The organism is Hydrotalea flava (assembly GCF_001623405.1).
Lineage (GTDB): Bacteria > Bacteroidota > Bacteroidia > Chitinophagales > Chitinophagaceae > Hydrotalea > Hydrotalea flava.
Genome location: NZ_LUHG01000024.1, coordinates 1 through 21,372 on the forward strand (window position 1 = coordinate 1; position 21,372 = coordinate 21,372).

The window sequence follows — 21,372 nt, forward strand, 5'->3', positions numbered from 1 at the left end:
ATGACGCACGGGGTTATTAACCACCACTGCTTAAGTCGGTCTCACATAGAGCTGTCATTGCAAAATTCGGGGTGTTGCAGTAAAGTCGTTAGCTAGGGAATTTATTTTCTGTCGAAAAAGGGGGAATTATGCACAAACGCTTTACCGTTATTATCGCGTTGATAAATATCGAAACCAACAATATCTACAAATGCATTGCCCGGATATCTTTCTTCATATTCATTTAGATTGGCAAACTGATCGGTATTAAAAGCATAAAGCAAGTGGTGAATATTTTTAACATCTTTCAAATAGTGCTCAGTATATCTGTATAAACGAATCATTTCATCTGGAGTACAATGTGCTTTTCCCCACCAAAACCAATTCCCATTTAGTTCGTGAAATGGTCTGAAAATAACTGGAATAGCTTCACCATATTTTCCTGTTAAAGATTGAAGAAAATTGGCCACCTTATCTAACCAACTATTGTATACTGCATTTTTTTCTCCACCGGGTAAAATAGAAGCAACCGTTCCCGGAACGGGATCCCATGCTGTTTTTCCGGTTAATGGATTATTTAAATGCCAGCTAATGGTGATGATACCACCCCGTTCATATGCAGTTTGTATATATTGCCGCATCTTCGCAAATGGCACACCATCAATATTATTCGTTGCATCATTTTCTATTCGGCCCAATTCCCAACCATAAACGGCAGGATAAGCGCCTACTGCAGATTGCACATCACTGTTTCCATCAACATATTTCCAATTCACCCCATAAGCCAAATCATCCTGGTGGCCAAATAATATTCCCAGATGGAAGGTTTTTTGTAAGAACTGATACAAATGCAAAGTTTCTTTAGTAGCAGCAACATCAACAGGTTGGGCATGAAGGTTGGTGCTTACAAATACAAGGAACAAGATGCTGAAAATTGTTATTGAACACTTTTTTTTTACAACTATTGAATGGGCAAAAATGGTTTGGTGCTGCATGGTTTAAAATTATAACAAATCGAAATAACACTTTACTCCTGCTTTAAAATATCAAGATTCTGTCAGTACATTTATTTAAACAAGTGGTATCCAATACGCTTTACTTTGGAACAGGATACCACTTGAATGAATACCGCAATCAGTTGAATACTATTTTCAAAAAATTATCAGATCGAAGCACTTAGAAAATTAGTTCAACAATTATGCATTGAAATGCATTTTTACGATAGCATTGCATTCAACAAGATCGAAATATTAGATGAACTGGTTTAACAATGATGCCAAAATTATTTGATTATTTTACCAACACCACATCATCGAAATAGTAAGTTTCATCTACATCACCACTTTGTCCTTTCAAAAAGAAACCCAATTGTTGCAGGGTAGTTCCGGGTTTCCAGAAGTTGATGGTGTTAAGTGGAATCTTAAAGTAAGTCCATACATTGGGAGGCACCACAATGGGGTTTACCGAGTTTTGCCCATAGCCAACAGATGAAGTATTTGTTTCAAGATTCAAGGTATGCGATACCGTACCTCCCTTTACCCAAAACACAAGATAATTATAAGATGCATCATAAGGCAAACTTGGCCACCAATTGGCAAAACCTTCAATTTTCCAGCCTCCTGCAGGAAATGTAGCAATGAAAGAAGCAGTTCCCGTTTTAAATGCATTGGTTGATTTTCCGGAAGGGGAAGCCCAGGAACCATCTGACCATGCATTTTGAAAATCGTCGGTAAAAATTTGATAAGCATTATCTAAATCTACCAATTCTTGTTTATCGGTTAATGTTTGTGTTGCGCCTCCAGAATTATAAGTGAAGGTTAAATTTCCTCTATTTATGGTTGTAGAAGGAAATTGCAAAACCATTACTGAATCGTTCTGACTTACAATACTTACGTTTGCGGTTCCTCCATTGGTTTGTGTTAATGCAACTGATGTTACAGTTGAAAATCCCACACCATTAAGTGTAATTTGAGAACCGGCATAAAAATCAAAATTAGAATATGCGGAAGGTGTAGGTGGTGGAGCCAATATGGTGAATTTGTAATAAGCTTTCCCATATAGTGTAGTTACTACCAGACTATCATTGGCTAATGGTGGCAAATAAGGTGTTTTTGAGGGAATCTGCACCACAATTGAGTTATCGGTTAATAATGCACGGTTAAAATAAGCATTGTTACCGTTAAATGTGATAGCGGTTGTACTTCCCAAATTAGAGCCATAAATAATATAATAGTTTCCAAGATTTCCTGCAGTGGTTACAGAGTCAAATGGAACAATTTTGTTGTTGCGTGCCACCGGTGTTTTGGTAATGTTCCCCGATGCATCAATGGAAGTGATGGTATCATAATAAACTGTTGTATCAGTTTTACTCCATGTATGAACTGAACTGATGGTAGGTTTACCGGTACCAGGTGTAAACCCGAGGCTATCATATTTTTTGCATGACACTACTATTGAGGCCAGGGTAAACATCATACAAGCAAAGATGACATGTGTTTTTTTAATATATTTTACTTGTGTTTTCATATCAGTATCATTAATGTTTAAAATTTATAGGGAACCGGAGGCATTAACAAAGAAGGATTGGCGGCTGTTTCTGTTGCGGGATAAGGCAGTATAAAATTGGCATCGGTTAGTGTGAAACTTCTTCCGGGATTATAGCCAATGATTTGCCCGGTGGTATTATCCAAATTTACTGTTCGCCTGTCTTGGTTATTAATTATGGTGATAGCGGTAGGATGATGTGCATTATTAAATCCATCTATACGTTGCAAATCATACCAATAATCGCCTTCTATGGCAAATTCCAATCTTCTTTCATTGAGCAATTGTTTGTAGGAAAAACTGGCTAACGCTGGTAATCCTGCTCTTTGCCGAACTTTATTTAAATAACTTAATGCAACCGGATCAGTACAAACAGCATTGGTATCAATACCTTGTCCGGGTTGAGCGCCTGCTGTTTTACCCAATATGGCTTCTGCACCAATTAATAACACGTCTGCATAGCGCAGTAGATAAGTATTATTGGAAGTAGCCTGGAAAGCACTTAAACCACCATTATCATCCGGAGTACCTACTACATATTTTTTCATACCCGCACCTGTTCCTTGTGCATTCACAGCACCCATGCCCAAATCAATCCTATGCACATAGTAACCACCCGTTTTTTTATGAAGTTCCGGGTAAAAATCTCCATTCACCATAATACAACCATGCCTTCGAATTGAATCACCGGCATTTTTAAATGCATTTTGCAAATCGAGACTGGGCCCTAGTTCACCCCATCCATCTCCTGTACCTGTAATATTAGTATTAGGTGCTATTACTGATTGTAGTTGATTACCGAAACCATAGCCCCCATTGGAAGTCCATTGCAAAGCAATCATTGATTCTTTATTGTTGTTGCCCGCTAATTCAAACATTTGAGTATAAGAACCTGGTGCATCTAAACCAACTAAGCCAAATTCGCCGCTACTAATTACTTTCTGCACTTCAATTAATGCACTATCATATTTCTGTTGATATAAATATACTTTGGCCAATAATCCTGAAGCAGATGCACTTGAAACATGCCCTGTAGATGCTACTCCGGGGAAGCAATTACTTTCAGCATATTGTAAATCCATTGTAATGAATTTATATACATCTGTTACCGGATTGGTACGGACAGTTGAAAAACTGCCAACATACGGTGAAGGATCTGTTATGATAGGTACATTACCAAATAGCCTTGTTAAGTAAAAATAAGCCGCAGCTCGCATTACACGGGCTTCACCCAATGCATTATTCACAACGGAAGTTGGCACTGATGCAGGTACTGCACCGGGCAGGTTATTGAGCAAAGCATTGGCTTGTGCAATTACCGTGTACAAAGAGTTCCAGGCACTTGCAACCGTTTGTGTTGCATTTCCTGCACCAAATGCGCCAAAAGCATCGAACGAACCATCGGTACCGGCATAACATATAGCATTTCCTGCTTGTAAATCGCCAATAGCCAAAAATGCTTTACCATTCAAGCCAAACCAGGGTGCCGCGTATAATATGTTGGTGCTTGATCGAACCTGATCTGAAGTTTGATAATAGGTGCCTACAGTCGAAGCATTTTCGGGAGGCCTGTTAAAGAAATCTTTTTTACAGCTTATTGAAAGCATGCTTGCGAAGACTATGAAGCTGAATATATATTTTGTTTTCATTGTAGTTAACGCTTATGTAGTGAATAAATTAAAATTCTGCATTCAATCCAAAGGTGATTATACGTGGTGTTGGATACCTACCATAGTCAATATTTTGCAATACCGGATTTTGATTTAGTGAACCTATTTCAGGATCAAGGCCACTATATTTTGTGAATACAAATAAATTTTGCCCGCTGATATATGCTTTCAATCTAGTCATCTTAACCTTACCGGCCCATTGTTGCGGCAAATTGTAACCGATGCGTACATTTTGTATTCTTAAATAAGAGGCATCTTCCAAAAATCTATCAGACATAACTAAGTTATTGTTGCCAAAACCGGAACGGGGTGCAGGTATATTAGAATTGGGGTTAGAAGGTGTCCAGAAATTGGCTACATCAGCTCTTTGGTTCATGTATAAACTGTACATCCCCATTGTTTGAAATGAAACAGCATTTAAAATTTTACCCCCTTGTGAACCCACTAAGAAAAATGAAAAGTCAAAATCTTTGTAAGTAAAGCTGTTGGTAATACTGTACGTAAAATCAGGGTTTGGATTACCTAAAGCATATTGCTTGTTGGGCCCACCTTTTCCATCATTACCATCATATAAAATATCACCTAAATAAATAGCATTTGTTTGCGATCTATCGCTACTAATTCGTTCGGGCTGGCCAATCACATTTTGGGGATGCTGGGCTAAAAAGGCTAATTGATCTTGCGTTTTAATGATGCCTAATGTTTTATAGCCGTAAAACTCTCCAATAGGGCCACCAACTTGTGTATAAGTTGCAGGTATTTGTGGCCCGAAACCGGTAGAAACATTACCTATAATGGCAGGAAAACCATTTAATGATATTACTTTATTGTTGTAATGTGAAAACACTACATTGGTTGTCCACGTAAAATTCTTTTTAATAATATTACGGCTTGTAATACTGAACTCAAAACCTGAATTTTGAATTTCACCGGCATTTACCCAAGGTGGTTGTACTACCGCAGCATTGGAATATTCAGCGGTTCCTCCGCCAAGAAATGCAGGTAAGGGTTGTTGGAATAAAAAGTTTTTCGAAGTTTTTTTGTATACATCAAAAGATGCATCTATTCTGTTATGAAACATGCTGAAATCAAGGCCTGCATTACTTTGTATAGCAGTTTCCCAGGTTAAATTAGGATTACTGAAGTTAGCAAAACTAAACCCTGTACCTATACCTGTTACTACCGGTGTAATAGCTGAACCGTATTTATAACCTCCATTTGTATTAGAATTACCGGTTGTACCATAACCTACTCGCAGCTTAAGGTTACTGAATAATGTATTAATTTTTGTCATGAAAGGCTCTTGAGATATTCTCCATGATGCTGCAACACCGGGGAAATATCCAACCTGATGGTCTGGTGCAAAGTTGGAAGACTGGTCTCTGCGATCTGTGGCAGTGATACTATATTTATTATCAAAAGTATAAATAACTCGCACTAACCAAGATTCCATGGATGTACTTCCTTTAGGCTCATCTAACGTATTGGACGTTTGCGTACCTAAGTTCAAAGTTTGCACTGCATTACCCGCAGTAAAACCTTTTGTACTGGCTACAATACCATCATAAGCTGATTCCCACACTTCATGACCTACTAATGCCTGTACGGAATGTTTGCCTGCAAATGTGTGGTTATAATTTAAATGTTCTAACCAACTCCAATAATGATCAAAATTATTATTCTCTAACAGAACTGCCTGCGTATTAACAAAAGCAGGTGCCGAACCCGGTGCCCCATAAGAATAAGTAGGACGGAAAATTTTTGCCTGACCCCAATTGAAATTGCCATTCACTTCTGAATGCAAAGTAAAATCTTTTGAGAACTTAATATCCCCATACAACATACCCTGAATATTACTTCTAATTAAATAGTTGGTAATACTCATTGCTTGTTGTACTGGATTCGGACCTCCTTGTATGGTGCCATTTACAACAGCCGGCCCCGAATAGGAACCATCAGCATTATACACTGATACATCCGGCGCTTGCAATAAGGCATTATATATAATACCGTATGAATTGCCCAATCCAATATTGGCCTTGTTTTGATTGGCAGTTATGCTTGTTCCTACTTTAAACCAATCTTTTACCTGAGAGTTAATGTTGGTATGAAATGCGAAACGATTGAAATCAGAACCTATTACCGTTCCTTTTTGTTCAAAATAACCACCAGACACATAATAATCTGTTTTCCCATTTGCACCAGACATGGAAAGTGTATGGCTCATCTGGGCAGCCCTTCTAAAAACAGCATCTTGCCAATTGGTACCGGGGCCTAATTTACTTGGATCTGCAAAATCAATTCGGCGGGTTAAACCATACAAATCTGCTAATATATTTTCAAATTTTGCATATTGGGGCAGGTTCATCATTTTCAAATACTTACCCTGTTCCTGATTGCCATAGTAGGCATCATAATTAATCCTAGCTTCTCCATTCTTACCTTTCTTAGTAGTAATAATAATCACCCCATTTGCGCCTCTGCTACCATAAATAGCTGTAGCGGAGGCATCTTTCAAGATATCAATAGAGGCAATATCATTCGGGTTAATGCTGGCCAATACACTAGGTTTTTGCTCTTGTTCACTCGGAGATAAACCACCCAAGGTTTTATCATTAGATGATGCCTGAGATGGCGCATTACCGTCAATGGCAACTCCGTCAACTACATATAGTGGCTCTGTGCCGGTAAAAGAAGTAATACCTCTTACACGAACTGAAACAGCGGCACCGGGTTGACCTGAATTTTGTGTAACCGTAACACCGGCTGCCCGCCCCTGTAACATTTGATCTACAGAAGGTTGTGGAATATCAGCAATATCTTTAGAACTAACGGTTGAAATGGCTCCGTTTACATCCTGCTTTCTTTGTGTTCCGTAACCAATTACTACTACATCATTCAAATCACCGGATGTGGGTTTTAGAACTATCTTAATCACTTCTTTACCATTAATGTTTACTTCCTGGGTTCTTAAACCTACATAAGTAATCACTAAAACATGCTTATCATTTGGAACATTAATGGAGAAAATACCATTTTCATTAGTAGTGGTTCTAATTTTAGTATCTTTTACCACAATAGTAGCACCATCCAAATTGGCACCGTTTTCATCTGTAACTGTTCCGGTAATTTTTTTGCTTTGAGCAAAAGCAGCAAATGAGAAGAGTACTAATAACCACGCCAAAAAAAAGCGTTGTAGCCTTAATTTTTTCATATAGCAATTTGTTTCATCAAAAATAGATATCAACCGATTGCATTTTGAATACTTTTTTATCAGTTTATATTGTTATTTTTACATTTATAAAAAAGAGTACTGTGTAAAACCAACACTATATTAGGTTTGATAAAAATCAAAAAAAATAGAAATAATACTTTTTTATCAAAATAAAACTATTTTTATAATTCATGCAGCATTTCAAATTTTAATTTGTCTTTGCAAACTTTAAAATAAACCTTTATGTACACCCCGCCTCAACTTTTAAAAGAAGTAATTCCGTTAACCCAAAACGATTGTTTTACCATCTTTTCAAGAGTGAAAACCGGTTTTGATTTTCCGTTACATTTTCATGAAGAGTTTGAATTAAACTTTATTATTAATGCCAAAAATTCCAGACGAATTATTGGCGATCATATTGGTGAAACAGATGAGCTTGAGTTGGTATTGGTAGGCTCTAATTTGCAACATGGTTGGTTTACACACCAATGCAGCAGCAAAGAAATTAGAGAAATTACCATTCAGTTCCATCGCGATTTATTTGATGATAAATTTTTACGCCGTAACCAACTTAGTTTTATTAAAAACATGTTCGACCGATCGTGCAGAGGTATTTTATTTTCAAAAGAAACAACTGAACTACTTAAACCGAGGCTGATTGATTTACCGCGTAAACAAGGTTTTGATTCTGTATTAGAATTACTATCCATACTACACGACTTATCTACTTCCAGAAACATGCAAATATTATCGGATACTTCTTTTACCAATACAGATAATTTTTCTTATAACAGCCGAAGAATTGAAAAAGTAATGGAATACATGAACCGGCACTTTGAACAACCCATTACCCTTGCTGAAGTAGCCGGAATTGCTGCAATGACAGAAGTTTCATTCAGCCGTTTTTTTAAAAACAGAACCGGACAAACATTTGTAGATACACTAAATGAAATTAGAATTGGCCATGCCGCCAGATTATTGATTGAAACAACCCATAGCATTAATGAAATAGCCGATAAATGCGGCTTTAACAATATGAGCAACTTTAACCGGGCCTTTAAAAAAAGAAAAAAGTGTACCCCAAAAAATTTCAGAGAAACTTATACTGATTTTGGTACCAGAACTTTTATTTAAAAAAACAAATCAACTTTTTATTGATTTGCAGTTGGAACTGCCAATACATTTAACTGAACTATTACCGAATTAGCCAATGCCCAACTGGAGGAACCTACACCATAGTCGAGGCGATTGATTGAAAACTGACCCTGCAAACGGTATCCAATTGCTGTATGAATTACAGTAAACGGAAAAGTAATTATTCTAGTAATACCTTTTATAGTTAATTTTCCGGTTACCCAACATTGCCCATCTGCTTTGTTTAACTGAACAGATTCGGAAATGAATTGAATCGTTGGAAATACGGCAACATTAAAATAATCAACTGAACGCAAATGATGATCTCTTGCCCCAATACCGGTATTAACAGTAGCTGTATTTACTGTTACATTGAAATAATCGTTTGTACAATCTTGCTCATTCACTACAATTTCACCTTTTAAACCACTCAAACTACCTGCTGTATTGATGCCAAAGTTTTTGATGGTAAAAAGTACTTTTGAAGCCGCATCATCAGGATGCAACATTTGTGCAGGCAATATAGTTGCCAAAAACATACAACACACCAATCCAAACATACTTTTCATATTTCTGTATTTAAAAAAAACAGGTAAACACCTAAAATGGTTGGCCATGGGTGCTTGAGATAACTTTTTTTGCCAAAGCAGGAAATCTATGCAATACCTTCAGAGCAACCGAAGTTAACCATTGTGCTCCCATCAGTGCCTGCACCTGTCTGCCTGCCCATAACCTTTGTTTGAATTGGTGTTGCCATGATTTCGAATATTGTTGTTCCATTTCAATTCTATTGATTTTGCCCTGCAAAAACATATCAATAGCATTAAATGCCAACCTGCCGGCATGCATGGCCATACTCATGCCATTTCCGCATAGTGGCGTAATCAATCCAGCAGCATCGCCTACCATCAACACATGGTTGTGCACCTGAGTTTTAGGCGCAAACGAAACCTGAGCTATTACTTGTGGTGATGCATATAAAAACCCAGCTTCAGTAAATATTTTTTTTAAACCAGGATTTTGGAAGAGGATCTTTTCTTCCATCACTTCAATGCGGTTTCCGCTTCTACGTAAATTTTCAGCCGTTGTTAAATAACACAAACAACATTTTTGTTCTTCAATCATAGAAATACCACAGTAACCATTTTTAAAATTATGTAATGCAATTTGATTGGAAAGAAAAGGATACCGGATATGGTATTTTACGCCTATAAATTTTGTTTCATTTGCATGATTGCCGGAAGGCGAAAGTATACGTTTCCATTGTACATCAAAATTGCTTCTTTTGCCAAAACTGCCAACCGTAACTTTTGCAGAAAAGCTGCCATTGGTAGCTTCCACAATAAAATGATTATTTGTGTATACAGCATTCAATACTTTGGTTCCGGAATAAACCTGCACATTTTTTTGTAAGGCTAATTGATACAATGCATTGTCTAACCGAAAGCGACTAATTCCAAATCCACCCAAATCCAAAGTAAATGGGTAAGCATGGCCATGAATATCTGTGATTAATAATTGATTGATTGCAGGCAAATTCCATTCTGTAATAGGTATACCCAAACGAGTAAGAAAAGGTTTACTTTCATTACTAATATATTCGCCACAAACCTTATGAAAAGGATATTGTTCTTTTTCAAAAAGCACTACACAGTATCCGGCATCAGCGCATTGAATGGCAAGGGTTAGTCCCCCCAAACCACCGCCAATAATGGCAACATCATATTCAGTATTTGTTTCCATTGGTTGCAATCATTAAATAACGAAATGCCCATTTCCATACAATGGTATAATGTTGTATGCCAGCAGTTTGTAATAAAACAATCCATTCCATTTTTTTAAACCCACGGGCAACACTTAATGGCGCATCATGTTTTACCAAATAAGATTTTGAACATAAGCCGGTAAGCCATTGAATAAAATAATAAGCCATATAATGTCGATGCAAATCATTTACAAAAAAACCTAAACGGCTATTTTGCTGCATCCACTGCAATTGAAACAGTAGTTCAGTTTCAGTAAAATGATGGCAGAATAAACTTGAAAAAATGATATCAGGTTTTTCATCAAAATGAACAGTAGCATAGTCTGAAACAATCCATTGAGCTGAAATCCGGTTCCCATGTAATTGTCTGGCAACTTCAATACAGGATGAATTTTTATCAATACCAATCACAGCAAGGGATATATGCTTTTTTTTACAGTAATTGGCAATAGCCATTAAATTATCGCCGCCACCACAACCAATTTCGCAAACAGTCAATTGTTTCCTGTTTGCTGCAATTTTTTTAAATCCTGCAATGGTAATGGCATGCCCACCCAGCCAGGTATTAATAAAATTCAACTCCTGTATATTTACGCGAATGTCTTCAAATGGAATGTCATCCGCATCTAACAATTCATTTTGGTATGAGCGGTTACGCAAATTCATATCAGTTGGGCAGTAAAAGTTTCCATGGTTAAACCGGGGCCAAATGCAATTCCAAAAATGGATTCGGGATGTAAGGGCTTATATTGCATCATTTCTTTCAACACAAATAATAAGGTTGGGGAAGACATATTGCCAAAATTTTCTAAAACATAACGGGATGGAATCGTTTTTTCACGAGTCAATCCTAATTTTTTTTCAATTACATCAATAATTTTTCTTCCACCGGGATGCAGACACCAATGCTGTATGGCCTGTAACGTATAACCTGAATTTTTCAAAACAGCATATACCAGCTCTTCAATATCCGCTTCAATAATGGATGGAATAAAACTACTCAGTGTCATTTCAAAACCATGATTGCCAATCATCCATGCCATATCATTTTTTCCTTTTCGCTCTATTTTAGAATAAAAACTTTCCAATGCAATTATCGGTTTGGTTGTGGTTTTAACCTGTAGGTTTGAAACAAGTACCGCCGCAGCACCATCAGCAAACAACAAACTACTGGCAGCATTATCTTCAGTAAATTCAGGCTGAAAATGAAGGGTACATAATTCTACGGCAACAATTACAATAACAGCATCGGATTCAGACTTACAAATATAATTGGCCATTTTTAATGCATGTATGGCTGCATAACAACCCATAAAATTTACAGAAGTACGGAATACATTATCGGGCAGATTCAGCATTTCAGCTAATTGCAAATCAATACCCGGCGCACTCATTCCGGTACAACTTACGGTAATTAAATGTGTAATTTGATGAGGTTCTGCAACGCCATTCATACAATCATTAATTGCTTTGAAGGCTAATACCGGCGCCATTGATTGATATACGTCCATCCGTTTAGAAATAGGTGGATTTTCAGATTGTGCAGCAAATAGTTGATGCAGGTGCGCATGTTTTTCAGAAAAATCATTGAGAACGGAGTAGCGCTGACGAATACCACTTTGGCGGTATAAAAAAGACAATATACGTTTCTGTGCATCATCTAATCCATACATATTCTGCATAAACTGCAGAATATCGGTTTGCTGATGACAAAAATCAGGCACTGCGGTTCCTATGGAAATAATATTAGCCAATGTGTTGTTGTATGAATACAAAAATGAACGCCATATTGGTAAATGTAGCTGCTATCCAGTTCATACGCATGGTTTGTTTAAAGTTTGCATTTTGAACATTTTTCCAAACCAATTGAATCCAGTAAAAAAAGTAAATCAATACCGGTACAAAAAATAGTTGTATCATGATAAACGTATGAATAGCGAAAATGGATGTAAAATAATACCACATGCACAAAAAAGCCAGTGCATACATGGCCATACAAAATAAAAAAGTGCCTTTTATACCCAATACAACAGAGAGTGTTGTTACACCATCTGCCTTATCGGCCGCATGTTGGTATACCTGCGTAATTGGATAAAAACCGCCAATGAATAATATAGCTATACAGATACCCATTACAGGAACAGATACTACCGGTTGAACAGATGCAGTCAGATAAACTGTAAGAAAAATCAATCCACCCTGATTTAAAATAACAGTTAGGAAACCCACCACAGGGTATTTTTTTAAACGGACCCCTCTGTAACTATACAATCTGGAAAAAATAATATAAACCAATATACAACATCCTACCCAAATGCCTATCCACATTGCCAATAAAAAAGCCAAAATATCCATTACTAAAGCAACATAATATAATTGCTTTGTGGGGGGAAGCGGTTGGGTAATACCACCAATACTTTCCGTATCATTGTCCATATAACTGTTATAAGCATTGCTGGCAGGGTACATTAAAACATGAATAATAAAAAACAATAAAATGGTATGGTGCCATTGAACCCTATCAACAAATAGTAAGGCAAACCAAAATACAGGCATTAAGAAAAAAGAAAACGGAAAGCGCAACAACTGTATGGTTGAACGTTTTAGCACGGGCATATATTGATAATAAATATATATATATATATATTTTGATAATTCAAACACAATATGTATCCAAATTCACCTTAAAAAAATTGTTTAATCTAACAAATGTTCAGAATGCAATGAAGGTATTACCACTTCTTTAAATCCTTTTCTTACTAATCGGTTCCTGAAATCCTGTTGTACATCATATTCTCCGTGCACCAAAAACAAAATTCTTACCAAATCTTTTTGCTGACAAGCAATAAACTGGCATAAATCATCATAATCGCCATGGGCACTCATACTATGCATTTCGCCCACTTCTGCCACTACTTTATAAAAATCGCCAAAAATTTTCACTTCTTTAGCACCTGCCAATAAATGTCCGCCCAAGGTATGTGGCTCACAATAACCCACCATTAAAATAGTGTTCTTATTATCATTAATATTGTTTAAAATATGGTGCTTTACCCTTCCTGCATCGGCCATTCCACTGGCAGAAATAATTACACAAGGTTCTGTTTTAAAATTAAGCGCTTTGCTATCATCCACCGTTTTAATAAAACTTAATCCCGGAAAATCGAAAGGATCCTCGTCTTGCTCCATCACCTTTTTAATACGGTTATTGAAATATTGCGGATATGATTTTACAACTTGTGTAGCTTCTCTACTCAAAGGACTATCTACATAAAAGGCAACTTTAGGTAATCGCTTTTCAAGTGACAATTGATTTAATGCATATAATAACTCTTGTGTTCTGCCTACACTGAAGGCGGGTATAATTAATTTTCCTTTCTTTTCAATACAAGTATGTTCTATCCAATGCAATAAAGTATCGGCAATACCATGTACTTCATCATGTAATTTATTACCATAGGTACTTTCTAAAATAATATAATCAGATTGGGGAAATGTTTGCGGTGAGCGCAGTATGGCATCATTGTACCTGCCCACATCGCCGCTAAATGTAATTTGCCGGGTGATACCATTTTCTGTAATACGTAGATGCATGGCAGCACTGCCAATAATATGCCCAGTATCGGTAAACAATAATTCAACGCCTTTTTCTATGGTAGTCCATACACCATATTCTACCAAATTAAAATAATCGAATGCTTTAGAAGCATCATCTAAATCATACAAAGGTGCATAAGGCGGCAATCCTTGTTTGGCTCTTTTTTTATTGATGAATTTAGTATCATCCCGTTGTATTTGAGCCGAATCCTGCAACAGCACATCACTCAGCTCTTTGGTAGCAGGTGTAGAAAAAATTTTTCCCTGAAAACCTTCTTTCACCAATTTGGGAATTAAACCGGAATGATCGATATGTGCATGAGAAAGAATTAAATAATCAATATCTGTGGCCACAAAACCAAATTGCATATTTAAGGGTTCTGTATCTTTTCCCAACCCCTGAAACATGCCACAATCTAATAATATTTTTTTGCCATTATCTAAAGTCAGTAAATGTTTTGAACCGGTTACCGTTCTTGCTGCTCCGTGAAATGCAATTTTCATTTTCGTTAAATTTAATGCATATGTAAAATGGGCCATCTATTATTTTTCATGCAGCAATCAACGCAACATTCCGTTAGAATGCATCAATGACTACTACATTTAAATATTACTGTAATTTAACACCTGAAATTGAATACACCAATTATTTTCTTTTAAAACTCCAGGTAAATTCAAAATTGGCAACTAGCTCTCCTTGCCGGTTTACACCGGATGAACGGCAGATAACGATGACGGATTCGCCGGTTTGTATGGCATTGGTAATAGCCAATTGAATAGCAGCACCATCATTACAGATAAATTGAATGGTACCTGTTGCCTTTTTATAAAATTGCGCCTGCATGTTTACAACCAGCATACTTACTTTAACGGGTTGTTGATAAACATAGGCAAAAGCCAATACACCCGTACTTAATTCAGCGGCCATACTTAATACAGCGAAATAGATGGAACGAAAAGGATTTTTTGTAAGATAACGATAAGTAACGGTTACTACTGCCGATGACTGAGTGAATTCTTGAACATGCAACCCGGCTAAAAAGGCCATGGGTAAATTTTTTAATAAGAATAAGCGGTACAAAACCGGATGGCGAATACTGTGTTGAAAAGATTGGAAAGAGAGTGCCTTCATACAAATAAAATGAAAGCTACCAAATTAAAATAAGATGAACATATAAAATGAATAAAATTATGGAACAAAAATTCGGTTATAACAGTAAGGCAGCCAATGCATAATCGGCAAATAAAATTAAGATACAACTGGTTACAACAGCCCTGGTACTGGCTTTACCAATTTCGAGTGCACCACCCTTTACAAAATAACCAAAGTAAGCAGGTACGCTGCTAATAATAAAGGCAAAGGTGTACGATTTGTATAAAGCAAATTGAATATTGTATAAATTCAGGTTTTGCCTTAACCCAATATCATATATATCGTGCGATAAGATGCCGGTTAAACTGCCCGCTTCTCTTCCACCCCAAATACCCAATACAGCAGAAATTACAATCAATGCGGGTACAACAATTAAAGCAGCAATAATTTTAGGAAACAATAAATAACTTTTGGTATTGATGCCCATGATTTCAATCGCATCAATCTGTTCGCTGATACGCATATTGCCCAATTCACTGGCAATTTTACTGCCCACTACACCGGCCAAAACAATACAAACTACCGTAGGTGATAATTCCAATATCATACTATCGCGAACAATTTGTGCAATGGTAGCCTGGGGTACCAACGGGCTCACCAACTGATAAGCCGTTTGTACCGTAGTTACTGCACCTAAAAACAAGGAAATAATTATCACAATGGGCAAAGCACCCACGCCTATATCTACACATTGGTTCATGAGTTCTTTCCAATACATTTTCCAATTTTCCGGTCGTGTAAACATTCCCTTCAACAACAATAAAAACGCACCTAAATGTGAAAAAAAAGACATGTTTCAGTTTTTAAATGATGCCGGCAAAACGATTCATCAACGAAAATATTAATTCTTTTTTAAACGCCGCCTTTTCCACCATTTTGATTTTTGCACCTCGGCTTCTGTATCTAATTTACACTTCATTTGTGCATCTACCACTGCAATTAAAGCCATATTTACTATGCTGCGCACACTGCTGCCCAATTGCAGTACATGCACAGGTTTTTTCAAACCCAGCAAAATAGGACCAATAGCATCGGCTCCACCCAACTCTTTCAGTAAATTATAGGCTATATTACCCGATGTTAAATTTGGGAAAATAAGCACATTTACATCCTGACCTACCAATTCACTAAAAGGATAATTATCTTTTAAAATTTCGTTATTAAATGCCAGACTGGCTTGCATTTCACCATCTATAATTAATGAAGGGTTGCGTTGTTTTACAATCTGAACGGCTTCAGCTACCAAATTTGCTTCCGGGGAATTACTACTGCCAAAGTTGCTATAACTTAACATAGCAATGCGTGGTACTAAATTGAAGGTACGTACTTCTCTGGCTACCATTAAAGTAATATCGGCCAGTTCTTCTGCCGTTGGATTAAAGTTAATGGTAGTATCGGCTAAAAAGAGTGGTCCTTTTTTGGTAAGCAGCAAATACATGCCTGCAATTTTTTTCACCCCTTCATCAGTTCCAATAATTTGTAATGCAGGTTTAATGGCATCGGCATAATTTCGGGTTAATCCTGAAATCATGGCATCGGCATCACCGGTTTCAACCATCATACAACCAAAATAATTTCGGTCTTTCATCATTTTAAAACTCTCATAACGGTTAAAGCCCTTGCGTTGTCTTTTTTGAAAAAACAGTTGTCCGTAAAATTCACGTTTATCGGCATAAGCATCACTGCGGGTATCAATAATGGGTAAGTCAGAAATATCCACACTATTTTCCTGTGCAATTCTTTTTATATCTTCTTCCACTCCTAATAATATAGGATAGGCAATACCTTCATCATAAGCAATACTGGCAGCTTTTAAAATTTTTAGATTATCTGCTTCTGCAAAAACAATTCGTTTGGGAGCCCTGCGTGCTTTGTTACTGATAATCCGCATCAGCTGGTTGTCTAATCCCAAGCGCTTATTCAGTTCCAGCGCATATTCATCCCAATTTTGAATGGTGCGTTGCGCCACACCACTTTCTATGGCAGCCCGTGCTACTGCAGGTGCTACGGTAGATAGTAACCGTGGATCAATAGGTTTGGGAATAATATATTCAGGGCCATAGCTTAAATTTTTCTGGTTATAAGCCAGGTTTACAATATCGGGTACAGCTGAACGGGCCAATTCGGCCAAAGCTTTTACGGCTGCCAATTTCATGGCTTCATTAATTTGGGTGGCCCTAACATCTAATGCACCTCTGAATATATACGGAAAGCCCAGTACGTTATTTACCATATTGGGATAATCGCTGCGGCCGGTGGCCATAATAATATCTTTTCGTACAGCAGTGGCCTCTTCATAAGTTATTTCCGGATCGGGATTGGCCATTGCAAAAACAATCGGGTTTTTTGCCATGCTTTTAATCATTTCCTGCGTAATTACATTACCCACACTCAGGCCTAAAAAAACGTCCGCATCTTTCATGGCTTTGGTTAAATCCCAATCTGCTTTATCAACGGCAAACTTCATGCGTATATCGCCCAAATCATTTCGCCCCTTATGCAATACCCCATCTTTATCAAACATAATAAAATGCTCATATTTGGCACCCAATGCTACATACAACTGTACACAAGCCATGGCTGCTGCGCCGGCGCCATTCACTACAAAACGGGCTTTTTCTATTTTCTTTTTCTGAATATCTAATGCATTCAATAAAGCAGCAGCGCTAATAATAGCGGTACCATGCTGATCATCGTGCATAATGGGTATTTTCAGTTGTTGCCGCAATTGTTCTTCAATATAAAAACATTCCGGCGCTTTAATATCTTCCAGATTAATGCCGCCAAATGTGGGCTCTAAACTTTTTACAATCGCAACAAATTTTTCCGGGTCTTTTTCATTGATCTCAATATCAAACACATCAATATCTGCAAAAATTTTAAACAACACCCCCTTTCCTTCCATCACCGGTTTACTGGCTTCGGGGCCAATATCTCCCAGTCCCAATACGGCAGTACCATTGCTAATTACGGCCACTAAATTGCCCTTAGCAGTATATTTATAAATATCTTCCGGATTTTCTTTTATAGCCTTGCAAGGTTCTGCAACGCCGGGGCTGTATGCCAGTGAAAGGTCGCGCTGGGTTTTGGCTTCTTTGGTAGGAATTACTTCAATTTTTCCGGGACGGCCTTTGGCATGGTATTCCAATGCCTCCTCTCTTCTTAATTTTTTCTTATCCATGTAAGCATTTTTTGGGTACCGGCTTTAACAACAGTGGGCAGTGGCTGTTGTGTCACGCACTTCAGGGTTCCAAACAATGGGCAGCACTACAAGCAACAGCTTCTGGTTTACTAAAGCAGGCGTGCAAAGTACAACTAAAATACAGAAATTAAAATGATTGGTGTACAACCTTAAAAACTACTGGTATAATCGGCCATATGGGTTAATCCATGCTGATGGGCAAACAATGTTAAATGCTGGCGACTGGTTAATTTAAGTTTATTAGATACGGCTTCAAAATAGCCATGTACCGATTTTTCGCTTAAGTTCATTAATTCGGCCACCTGCTTATATTTTAATGAGGTAGCTGCTAAAATAATGAATGCCATTTCCTTATGGGTAAGTGTGGGCAGAGCATTGCGATAACCTGCAATGATTTCTTTTCTTTTTTTTACGGTCTCTAAAATGTAGTCAATATTAAATTCTAATCGGGTATCAATAAATAATTTTCCCTTAAGTACCGTTTCAATGGCCTCAGGCAAAATATACTCAGCCAGTGCCTTTCCTACAAAAGCATCCATACCGCTCACTAAAGCATGTATGGCCATGCCATCTGTACTATGCGAGGTAAGCCCAATTATTTTAATTGAGGGAAATTGGTCCTTAATAAAACTGGTTGCCTCAATGCCATCGATGATCGGCATTTCTACATCCATTAAAATAATATCAGGCAAAGGTTTTTTAGCAATAATTTGTTGTAACAAATCCATCCCGTTACGAGCAAAATAAAGCATCGCATGGCCCGGTTCACGTAACAGCCAACTACTGAATTTATCTAAGAAAGTAATGTTATCTTCCGCAAGCACAATGGCAGCCATACACAGCAGGTTTTAGAATATTACATCATTTTATACTGCAAGGTATGTTTTTACACATTACAAAAATTCAGTGAAATCACCTGATTTTTTTGTTAAAAAGTATAGTAGATTTGCGGATTTGTTTTGCGACAAACTTTTTTTAAAAAAATTTCTAATTTTATATGCAAATGGTGCATGCCACATTAAATAGTGGCATTAGCACCCAACCATGCCATCATTCCCATTCCGGTTTCAATGGCAACTTCATCAATATTAAATGTGGGTGTATGTACGCCGGATATAATTCCTTTCTCAACATTCATAACACCCAACCTGAAAAAACAACCTGGAATAACCTGTGTATAATAGCCAAAATCTTCCGCTCCCATGCGCACTTCTGTTTCTTCCACATTTTCAGTACCCATGTATGCATCAGCCAGTTTCCAGGCAACATCCGTCAAGTGGGCATCGTTATCCACCGCAGGATAACCCACATCAATATGTAGCTGTACTTCGGCTCCCATGCTTTCGGCTACTCCGGTTACAATTTTTTGAATCAATGTATGTGCTTTAAAACGCCATTGTTCATCCATCGCTCTAAAAGTGCCCATTAACTTAACCTCACTGGGAATTACATTGGTAGTATGCCCACCCTGTATGGCACAGATAGATAAAACAGAAGGTGATAATGGATTATTGTTTCTGGAAATAACCTGCTGCAAAGCAATAATGATATGCGATGCCACCAGTATGGTATCTACCGTTAAATGCGGTGCTGCGGCATGGCCTCCTTTGCTTTTAATAGTCATATAAATTTCATCGGCACTGGCCATTACACGCCCTTTTCTAAAACTTAATTTACCCACCTGTAAACCGGGGTGCACATGCAAACCAATAATTCCCTGTGGTTTGGGATATTTCAATACGCCTTCCTTAATTAAAAGGCTGGCGCCTCCCGGATTTCTTTCTTCACCGGGTTGAAAAATAAATTGAACGGTACCCGACCATTCGGTTTTTAATTCGTTCAAAATTTTTACTGCTCCCAACAAACAGGTAGTATGTACATCATGTCCGCAGGCATGCATAACGCCTTCGTTGGTTGAACGATAAGGCACTTCATTTTCTTCTACTATTGGCAAAGCATCCATATCGGCACGCAGGGCAATGATTCGGCTATGCGGCTCTTTTCCCTCAATGATGCCCACCACACCGGTTCCTGCTTTTACTTCAAAAGCAATGCCCCATTCATTTAATCTAGATTGTATGAACCGGGAAGTTTCAAATTCCTGATAACTTAATTCAGGATGGGCATGTAACCAATGGCGAACTGCAACAAACTCATCTGCATATAATTTAGCCCGCTGTTGTATTCTTGTTAAAAGCATATTCATATTTTAAACGAATCAATTGCCTTTTAATTAGGCATACCAGTAGCAGCATATTCCACCATATCATCTACCACATACACACTGAAAGGAAAAGTATTGTTTAATTGCGTTCGTAATAATTCCGCATCTTCTCGTTTCAGAAAGTTACCAATTTTTACTTTGAAATAAGGACTTTGAAATAAAATATACGATTTTTGATCAGGAAATTTAGCCAGCAATTCAGATTTAATTTTAAATGCTTCATCCCTACTGCTGGTAGTAATTACCTGAATGCGATAGCCTTTGACTAAACCGCTCGATGACTTTAAAAGCATTCGTTTATTCATGGCAGCCTGTTTGGCTACCAGCGTATCTATTCGTACATCTTTGTGTACAATAATCGTATCAGGTGTATTGGCAATCATTGTTTTTCCAACCAATAAGCATACAAAAAGCATCAAAATTCGCTGCATAAAAAAATATTTAGTAACCGGATTTGCCGGCAGCAACCGTTTCAATAGGATGCCAGGTCGTTTTTATTTCCTGAGCATCTAAAATAAAATAAGGCGACTGTCCGGCGGTATCATCCAGCCAATTTTTAATATTGTATTCAATTACCCTTTTTACATTCAAGGATGCTTTTTCTTTCACCAACTGCACCTCTGCATTCGATAATTGATTGCACACAATGGCATTCACATCCATATGTTCTGCAAAATACTTTAATAATTCATTGGGTTTGCCGGTTAAAATATTCACTACCCCTGCCGGCACATCGGATGAATGTATGATTTCAGCTAAACTGATAGCAGCCAGGGGTAAACTTTCTGATGCCAATACCACGCAAGCATTGCCGCCTGCAATAACCGGGGCTATTACAGATACCAACCCTATTAAAGCGGATTGTTGTGGGGCTATGATGGCTACTTTAT

The 21,372-nt window shown here is 37.5% G+C and carries 18 protein-coding genes; 1 reads left to right on the forward strand and 17 read right to left on the reverse strand.

Annotation, left to right across the window (positions count from 1 at the left end; genetic code table 11):
- Positions 1-101: 101 nt before the first annotated feature.
- From A0F92_RS01050 to A0F92_RS01065, 4 genes are all read right to left on the reverse strand, one after another.
- Positions 102-902 (reverse strand): glycosyl hydrolase, encoded by an 801-nt coding sequence (locus A0F92_RS01050; RefSeq protein ID WP_167516703.1) that lies wholly within the window; start codon positions 900-902, stop codon positions 102-104.
- 367 nt (positions 903-1,269) lie between these two features.
- On the reverse strand, positions 1,270-2,505 hold the full coding sequence (locus A0F92_RS01055; RefSeq protein WP_068240790.1) for an IPT/TIG domain-containing protein: 1,236 nt from the start codon (positions 2,503-2,505) through the stop codon (positions 1,270-1,272).
- A 17-nt stretch (positions 2,506-2,522) separates the two neighbouring features.
- Complete coding sequence (locus A0F92_RS01060; RefSeq protein WP_253810018.1) at positions 2,523-4,130, reverse strand: RagB/SusD family nutrient uptake outer membrane protein; 1,608 nt, start codon at positions 4,128-4,130, stop codon at positions 2,523-2,525.
- Between the two features lie 70 nt (positions 4,131-4,200).
- Positions 4,201-7,407, reverse strand: coding sequence for a SusC/RagA family TonB-linked outer membrane protein (locus tag A0F92_RS01065; RefSeq protein ID WP_068240794.1), 3,207 nt, complete (start codon positions 7,405-7,407; stop codon positions 4,201-4,203).
- A 243-nt stretch (positions 7,408-7,650) separates the two neighbouring features.
- Here A0F92_RS01065 and A0F92_RS01070 point away from each other — a divergent pair, with 243 nt between their 5' ends.
- A complete protein-coding gene (locus A0F92_RS01070; RefSeq protein WP_068240796.1) occupies positions 7,651-8,541 on the forward strand; it encodes a helix-turn-helix domain-containing protein in 891 nt (296 codons plus the stop codon).
- A gap of 17 nt (positions 8,542-8,558) precedes the next feature.
- Here the strand turns inward: A0F92_RS01070 and A0F92_RS01075 are convergent, their stop codons facing one another.
- From A0F92_RS01075 to A0F92_RS01135, 13 genes are all read right to left on the reverse strand, one after another.
- Positions 8,559-9,110 (reverse strand): YceI family protein, encoded by a 552-nt coding sequence (locus A0F92_RS01075; protein ID WP_068240829.1) that lies wholly within the window; start codon positions 9,108-9,110, stop codon positions 8,559-8,561.
- Between the two features lie 31 nt (positions 9,111-9,141).
- On the reverse strand, positions 9,142-10,284 hold the full coding sequence (locus tag A0F92_RS01080) for an NAD(P)/FAD-dependent oxidoreductase (protein WP_068240804.1): 1,143 nt from the start codon (positions 10,282-10,284) through the stop codon (positions 9,142-9,144).
- Positions 10,268-10,972, reverse strand: a complete 705-nt coding sequence (locus A0F92_RS01085; RefSeq protein ID WP_068240806.1) for a methyltransferase domain-containing protein — start codon at positions 10,970-10,972, stop codon at positions 10,268-10,270. The genes A0F92_RS01080 and A0F92_RS01085 overlap by 17 nt, the downstream gene beginning before the upstream one ends.
- Entirely contained in the window at positions 10,969-12,060 is a 1,092-nt protein-coding gene (locus A0F92_RS01090) for a type III polyketide synthase (protein WP_068240808.1), read from the reverse strand. The genes A0F92_RS01085 and A0F92_RS01090 overlap by 4 nt, the downstream gene beginning before the upstream one ends.
- Complete coding sequence (locus tag A0F92_RS01095) at positions 12,053-12,922, reverse strand: UbiA family prenyltransferase (RefSeq protein ID WP_068240831.1); 870 nt, start codon at positions 12,920-12,922, stop codon at positions 12,053-12,055. The genes A0F92_RS01090 and A0F92_RS01095 overlap by 8 nt, the downstream gene beginning before the upstream one ends.
- An 81-nt stretch (positions 12,923-13,003) precedes the next feature.
- Positions 13,004-14,407 (reverse strand): MBL fold metallo-hydrolase RNA specificity domain-containing protein, encoded by a 1,404-nt coding sequence (locus A0F92_RS01100; RefSeq protein ID WP_068240833.1) that lies wholly within the window; start codon positions 14,405-14,407, stop codon positions 13,004-13,006.
- Positions 14,408-14,549: 142 nt separating this feature from the next.
- Entirely contained in the window at positions 14,550-15,035 is a 486-nt protein-coding gene (locus A0F92_RS01105) for a DUF4442 domain-containing protein (protein WP_068240814.1), read from the reverse strand.
- Between the two features lie 76 nt (positions 15,036-15,111).
- Positions 15,112-15,849: an MlaE family ABC transporter permease gene (locus A0F92_RS01110; RefSeq protein WP_068240816.1), complete on the reverse strand. Its 738-nt coding sequence runs from the start codon at positions 15,847-15,849 to the stop codon at positions 15,112-15,114.
- Positions 15,850-15,897: 48 nt separating this feature from the next.
- Positions 15,898-18,237, reverse strand: a complete 2,340-nt coding sequence (locus tag A0F92_RS01115) for an NADP-dependent malic enzyme (RefSeq protein ID WP_068240821.1) — start codon at positions 18,235-18,237, stop codon at positions 15,898-15,900.
- A gap of 170 nt (positions 18,238-18,407) precedes the next feature.
- Complete coding sequence (locus tag A0F92_RS01120; RefSeq protein ID WP_068240823.1) at positions 18,408-19,094, reverse strand: response regulator transcription factor; 687 nt, start codon at positions 19,092-19,094, stop codon at positions 18,408-18,410.
- Positions 19,095-19,276: 182 nt separating this feature from the next.
- On the reverse strand, positions 19,277-20,458 hold the full coding sequence (locus A0F92_RS01125) for a M20 metallopeptidase family protein (protein ID WP_068240835.1): 1,182 nt from the start codon (positions 20,456-20,458) through the stop codon (positions 19,277-19,279).
- Between the two features lie 29 nt (positions 20,459-20,487).
- The gene (locus A0F92_RS01130) at positions 20,488-20,913 is read right to left on the reverse strand and encodes an SPOR domain-containing protein (RefSeq protein ID WP_068240827.1); all 426 of its coding nucleotides are present in this window, start codon (positions 20,911-20,913) and stop codon (positions 20,488-20,490) included.
- A gap of 10 nt (positions 20,914-20,923) precedes the next feature.
- Positions 20,924-21,372: aldehyde dehydrogenase family protein (locus A0F92_RS01135; RefSeq protein WP_167516704.1), on the reverse strand; the 449-nt coding region annotated here is incomplete at its 5' end.

Excerpts from the sequence above, each read along its gene's own strand:
- A0F92_RS01055 (WP_068240790.1), bottom strand. The coding sequence starts at position 2,505 with ATGAAAACACAAGTAAAATATATTAAAAAAACACATGTCATCTTTGCT.
- A0F92_RS01060 (WP_253810018.1), bottom strand. The coding sequence starts at position 4,130 with ATGCTTTCAATAAGCTGTAAAAAAGATTTCTTTAACAGGCCTCCCGAA.
- A0F92_RS01065 (WP_068240794.1), bottom strand. The coding sequence starts at position 7,407 with ATGAAAAAATTAAGGCTACAACGCTTTTTTTTGGCGTGGTTATTAGTA.
- A0F92_RS01070 (WP_068240796.1), top strand. The coding sequence starts at position 7,651 with ATGTACACCCCGCCTCAACTTTTAAAAGAAGTAATTCCGTTAACCCAA.
- A0F92_RS01075 (WP_068240829.1), bottom strand. The coding sequence starts at position 9,110 with ATGAAAAGTATGTTTGGATTGGTGTGTTGTATGTTTTTGGCAACTATA.
- A0F92_RS01080 (WP_068240804.1), bottom strand. The coding sequence starts at position 10,284 with ATGGAAACAAATACTGAATATGATGTTGCCATTATTGGCGGTGGTTTG.
- A0F92_RS01085 (WP_068240806.1), bottom strand. The coding sequence starts at position 10,972 with ATGAATTTGCGTAACCGCTCATACCAAAATGAATTGTTAGATGCGGAT.
- A0F92_RS01095 (WP_068240831.1), bottom strand. The coding sequence starts at position 12,922 with ATGCCCGTGCTAAAACGTTCAACCATACAGTTGTTGCGCTTTCCGTTT.
- A0F92_RS01100 (WP_068240833.1), bottom strand. The coding sequence starts at position 14,407 with ATGAAAATTGCATTTCACGGAGCAGCAAGAACGGTAACCGGTTCAAAA.
- A0F92_RS01105 (WP_068240814.1), bottom strand. The coding sequence starts at position 15,035 with ATGAAGGCACTCTCTTTCCAATCTTTTCAACACAGTATTCGCCATCCG.
- A0F92_RS01110 (WP_068240816.1), bottom strand. The coding sequence starts at position 15,849 with ATGTCTTTTTTTTCACATTTAGGTGCGTTTTTATTGTTGTTGAAGGGA.
- A0F92_RS01115 (WP_068240821.1), bottom strand. The coding sequence starts at position 18,237 with ATGGATAAGAAAAAATTAAGAAGAGAGGAGGCATTGGAATACCATGCC.
- A0F92_RS01120 (WP_068240823.1), bottom strand. The coding sequence starts at position 19,094 with ATGGCTGCCATTGTGCTTGCGGAAGATAACATTACTTTCTTAGATAAA.
- A0F92_RS01125 (WP_068240835.1), bottom strand. The coding sequence starts at position 20,458 with ATGCTTTTAACAAGAATACAACAGCGGGCTAAATTATATGCAGATGAG.
- A0F92_RS01130 (WP_068240827.1), bottom strand. The coding sequence starts at position 20,913 with ATGCAGCGAATTTTGATGCTTTTTGTATGCTTATTGGTTGGAAAAACA.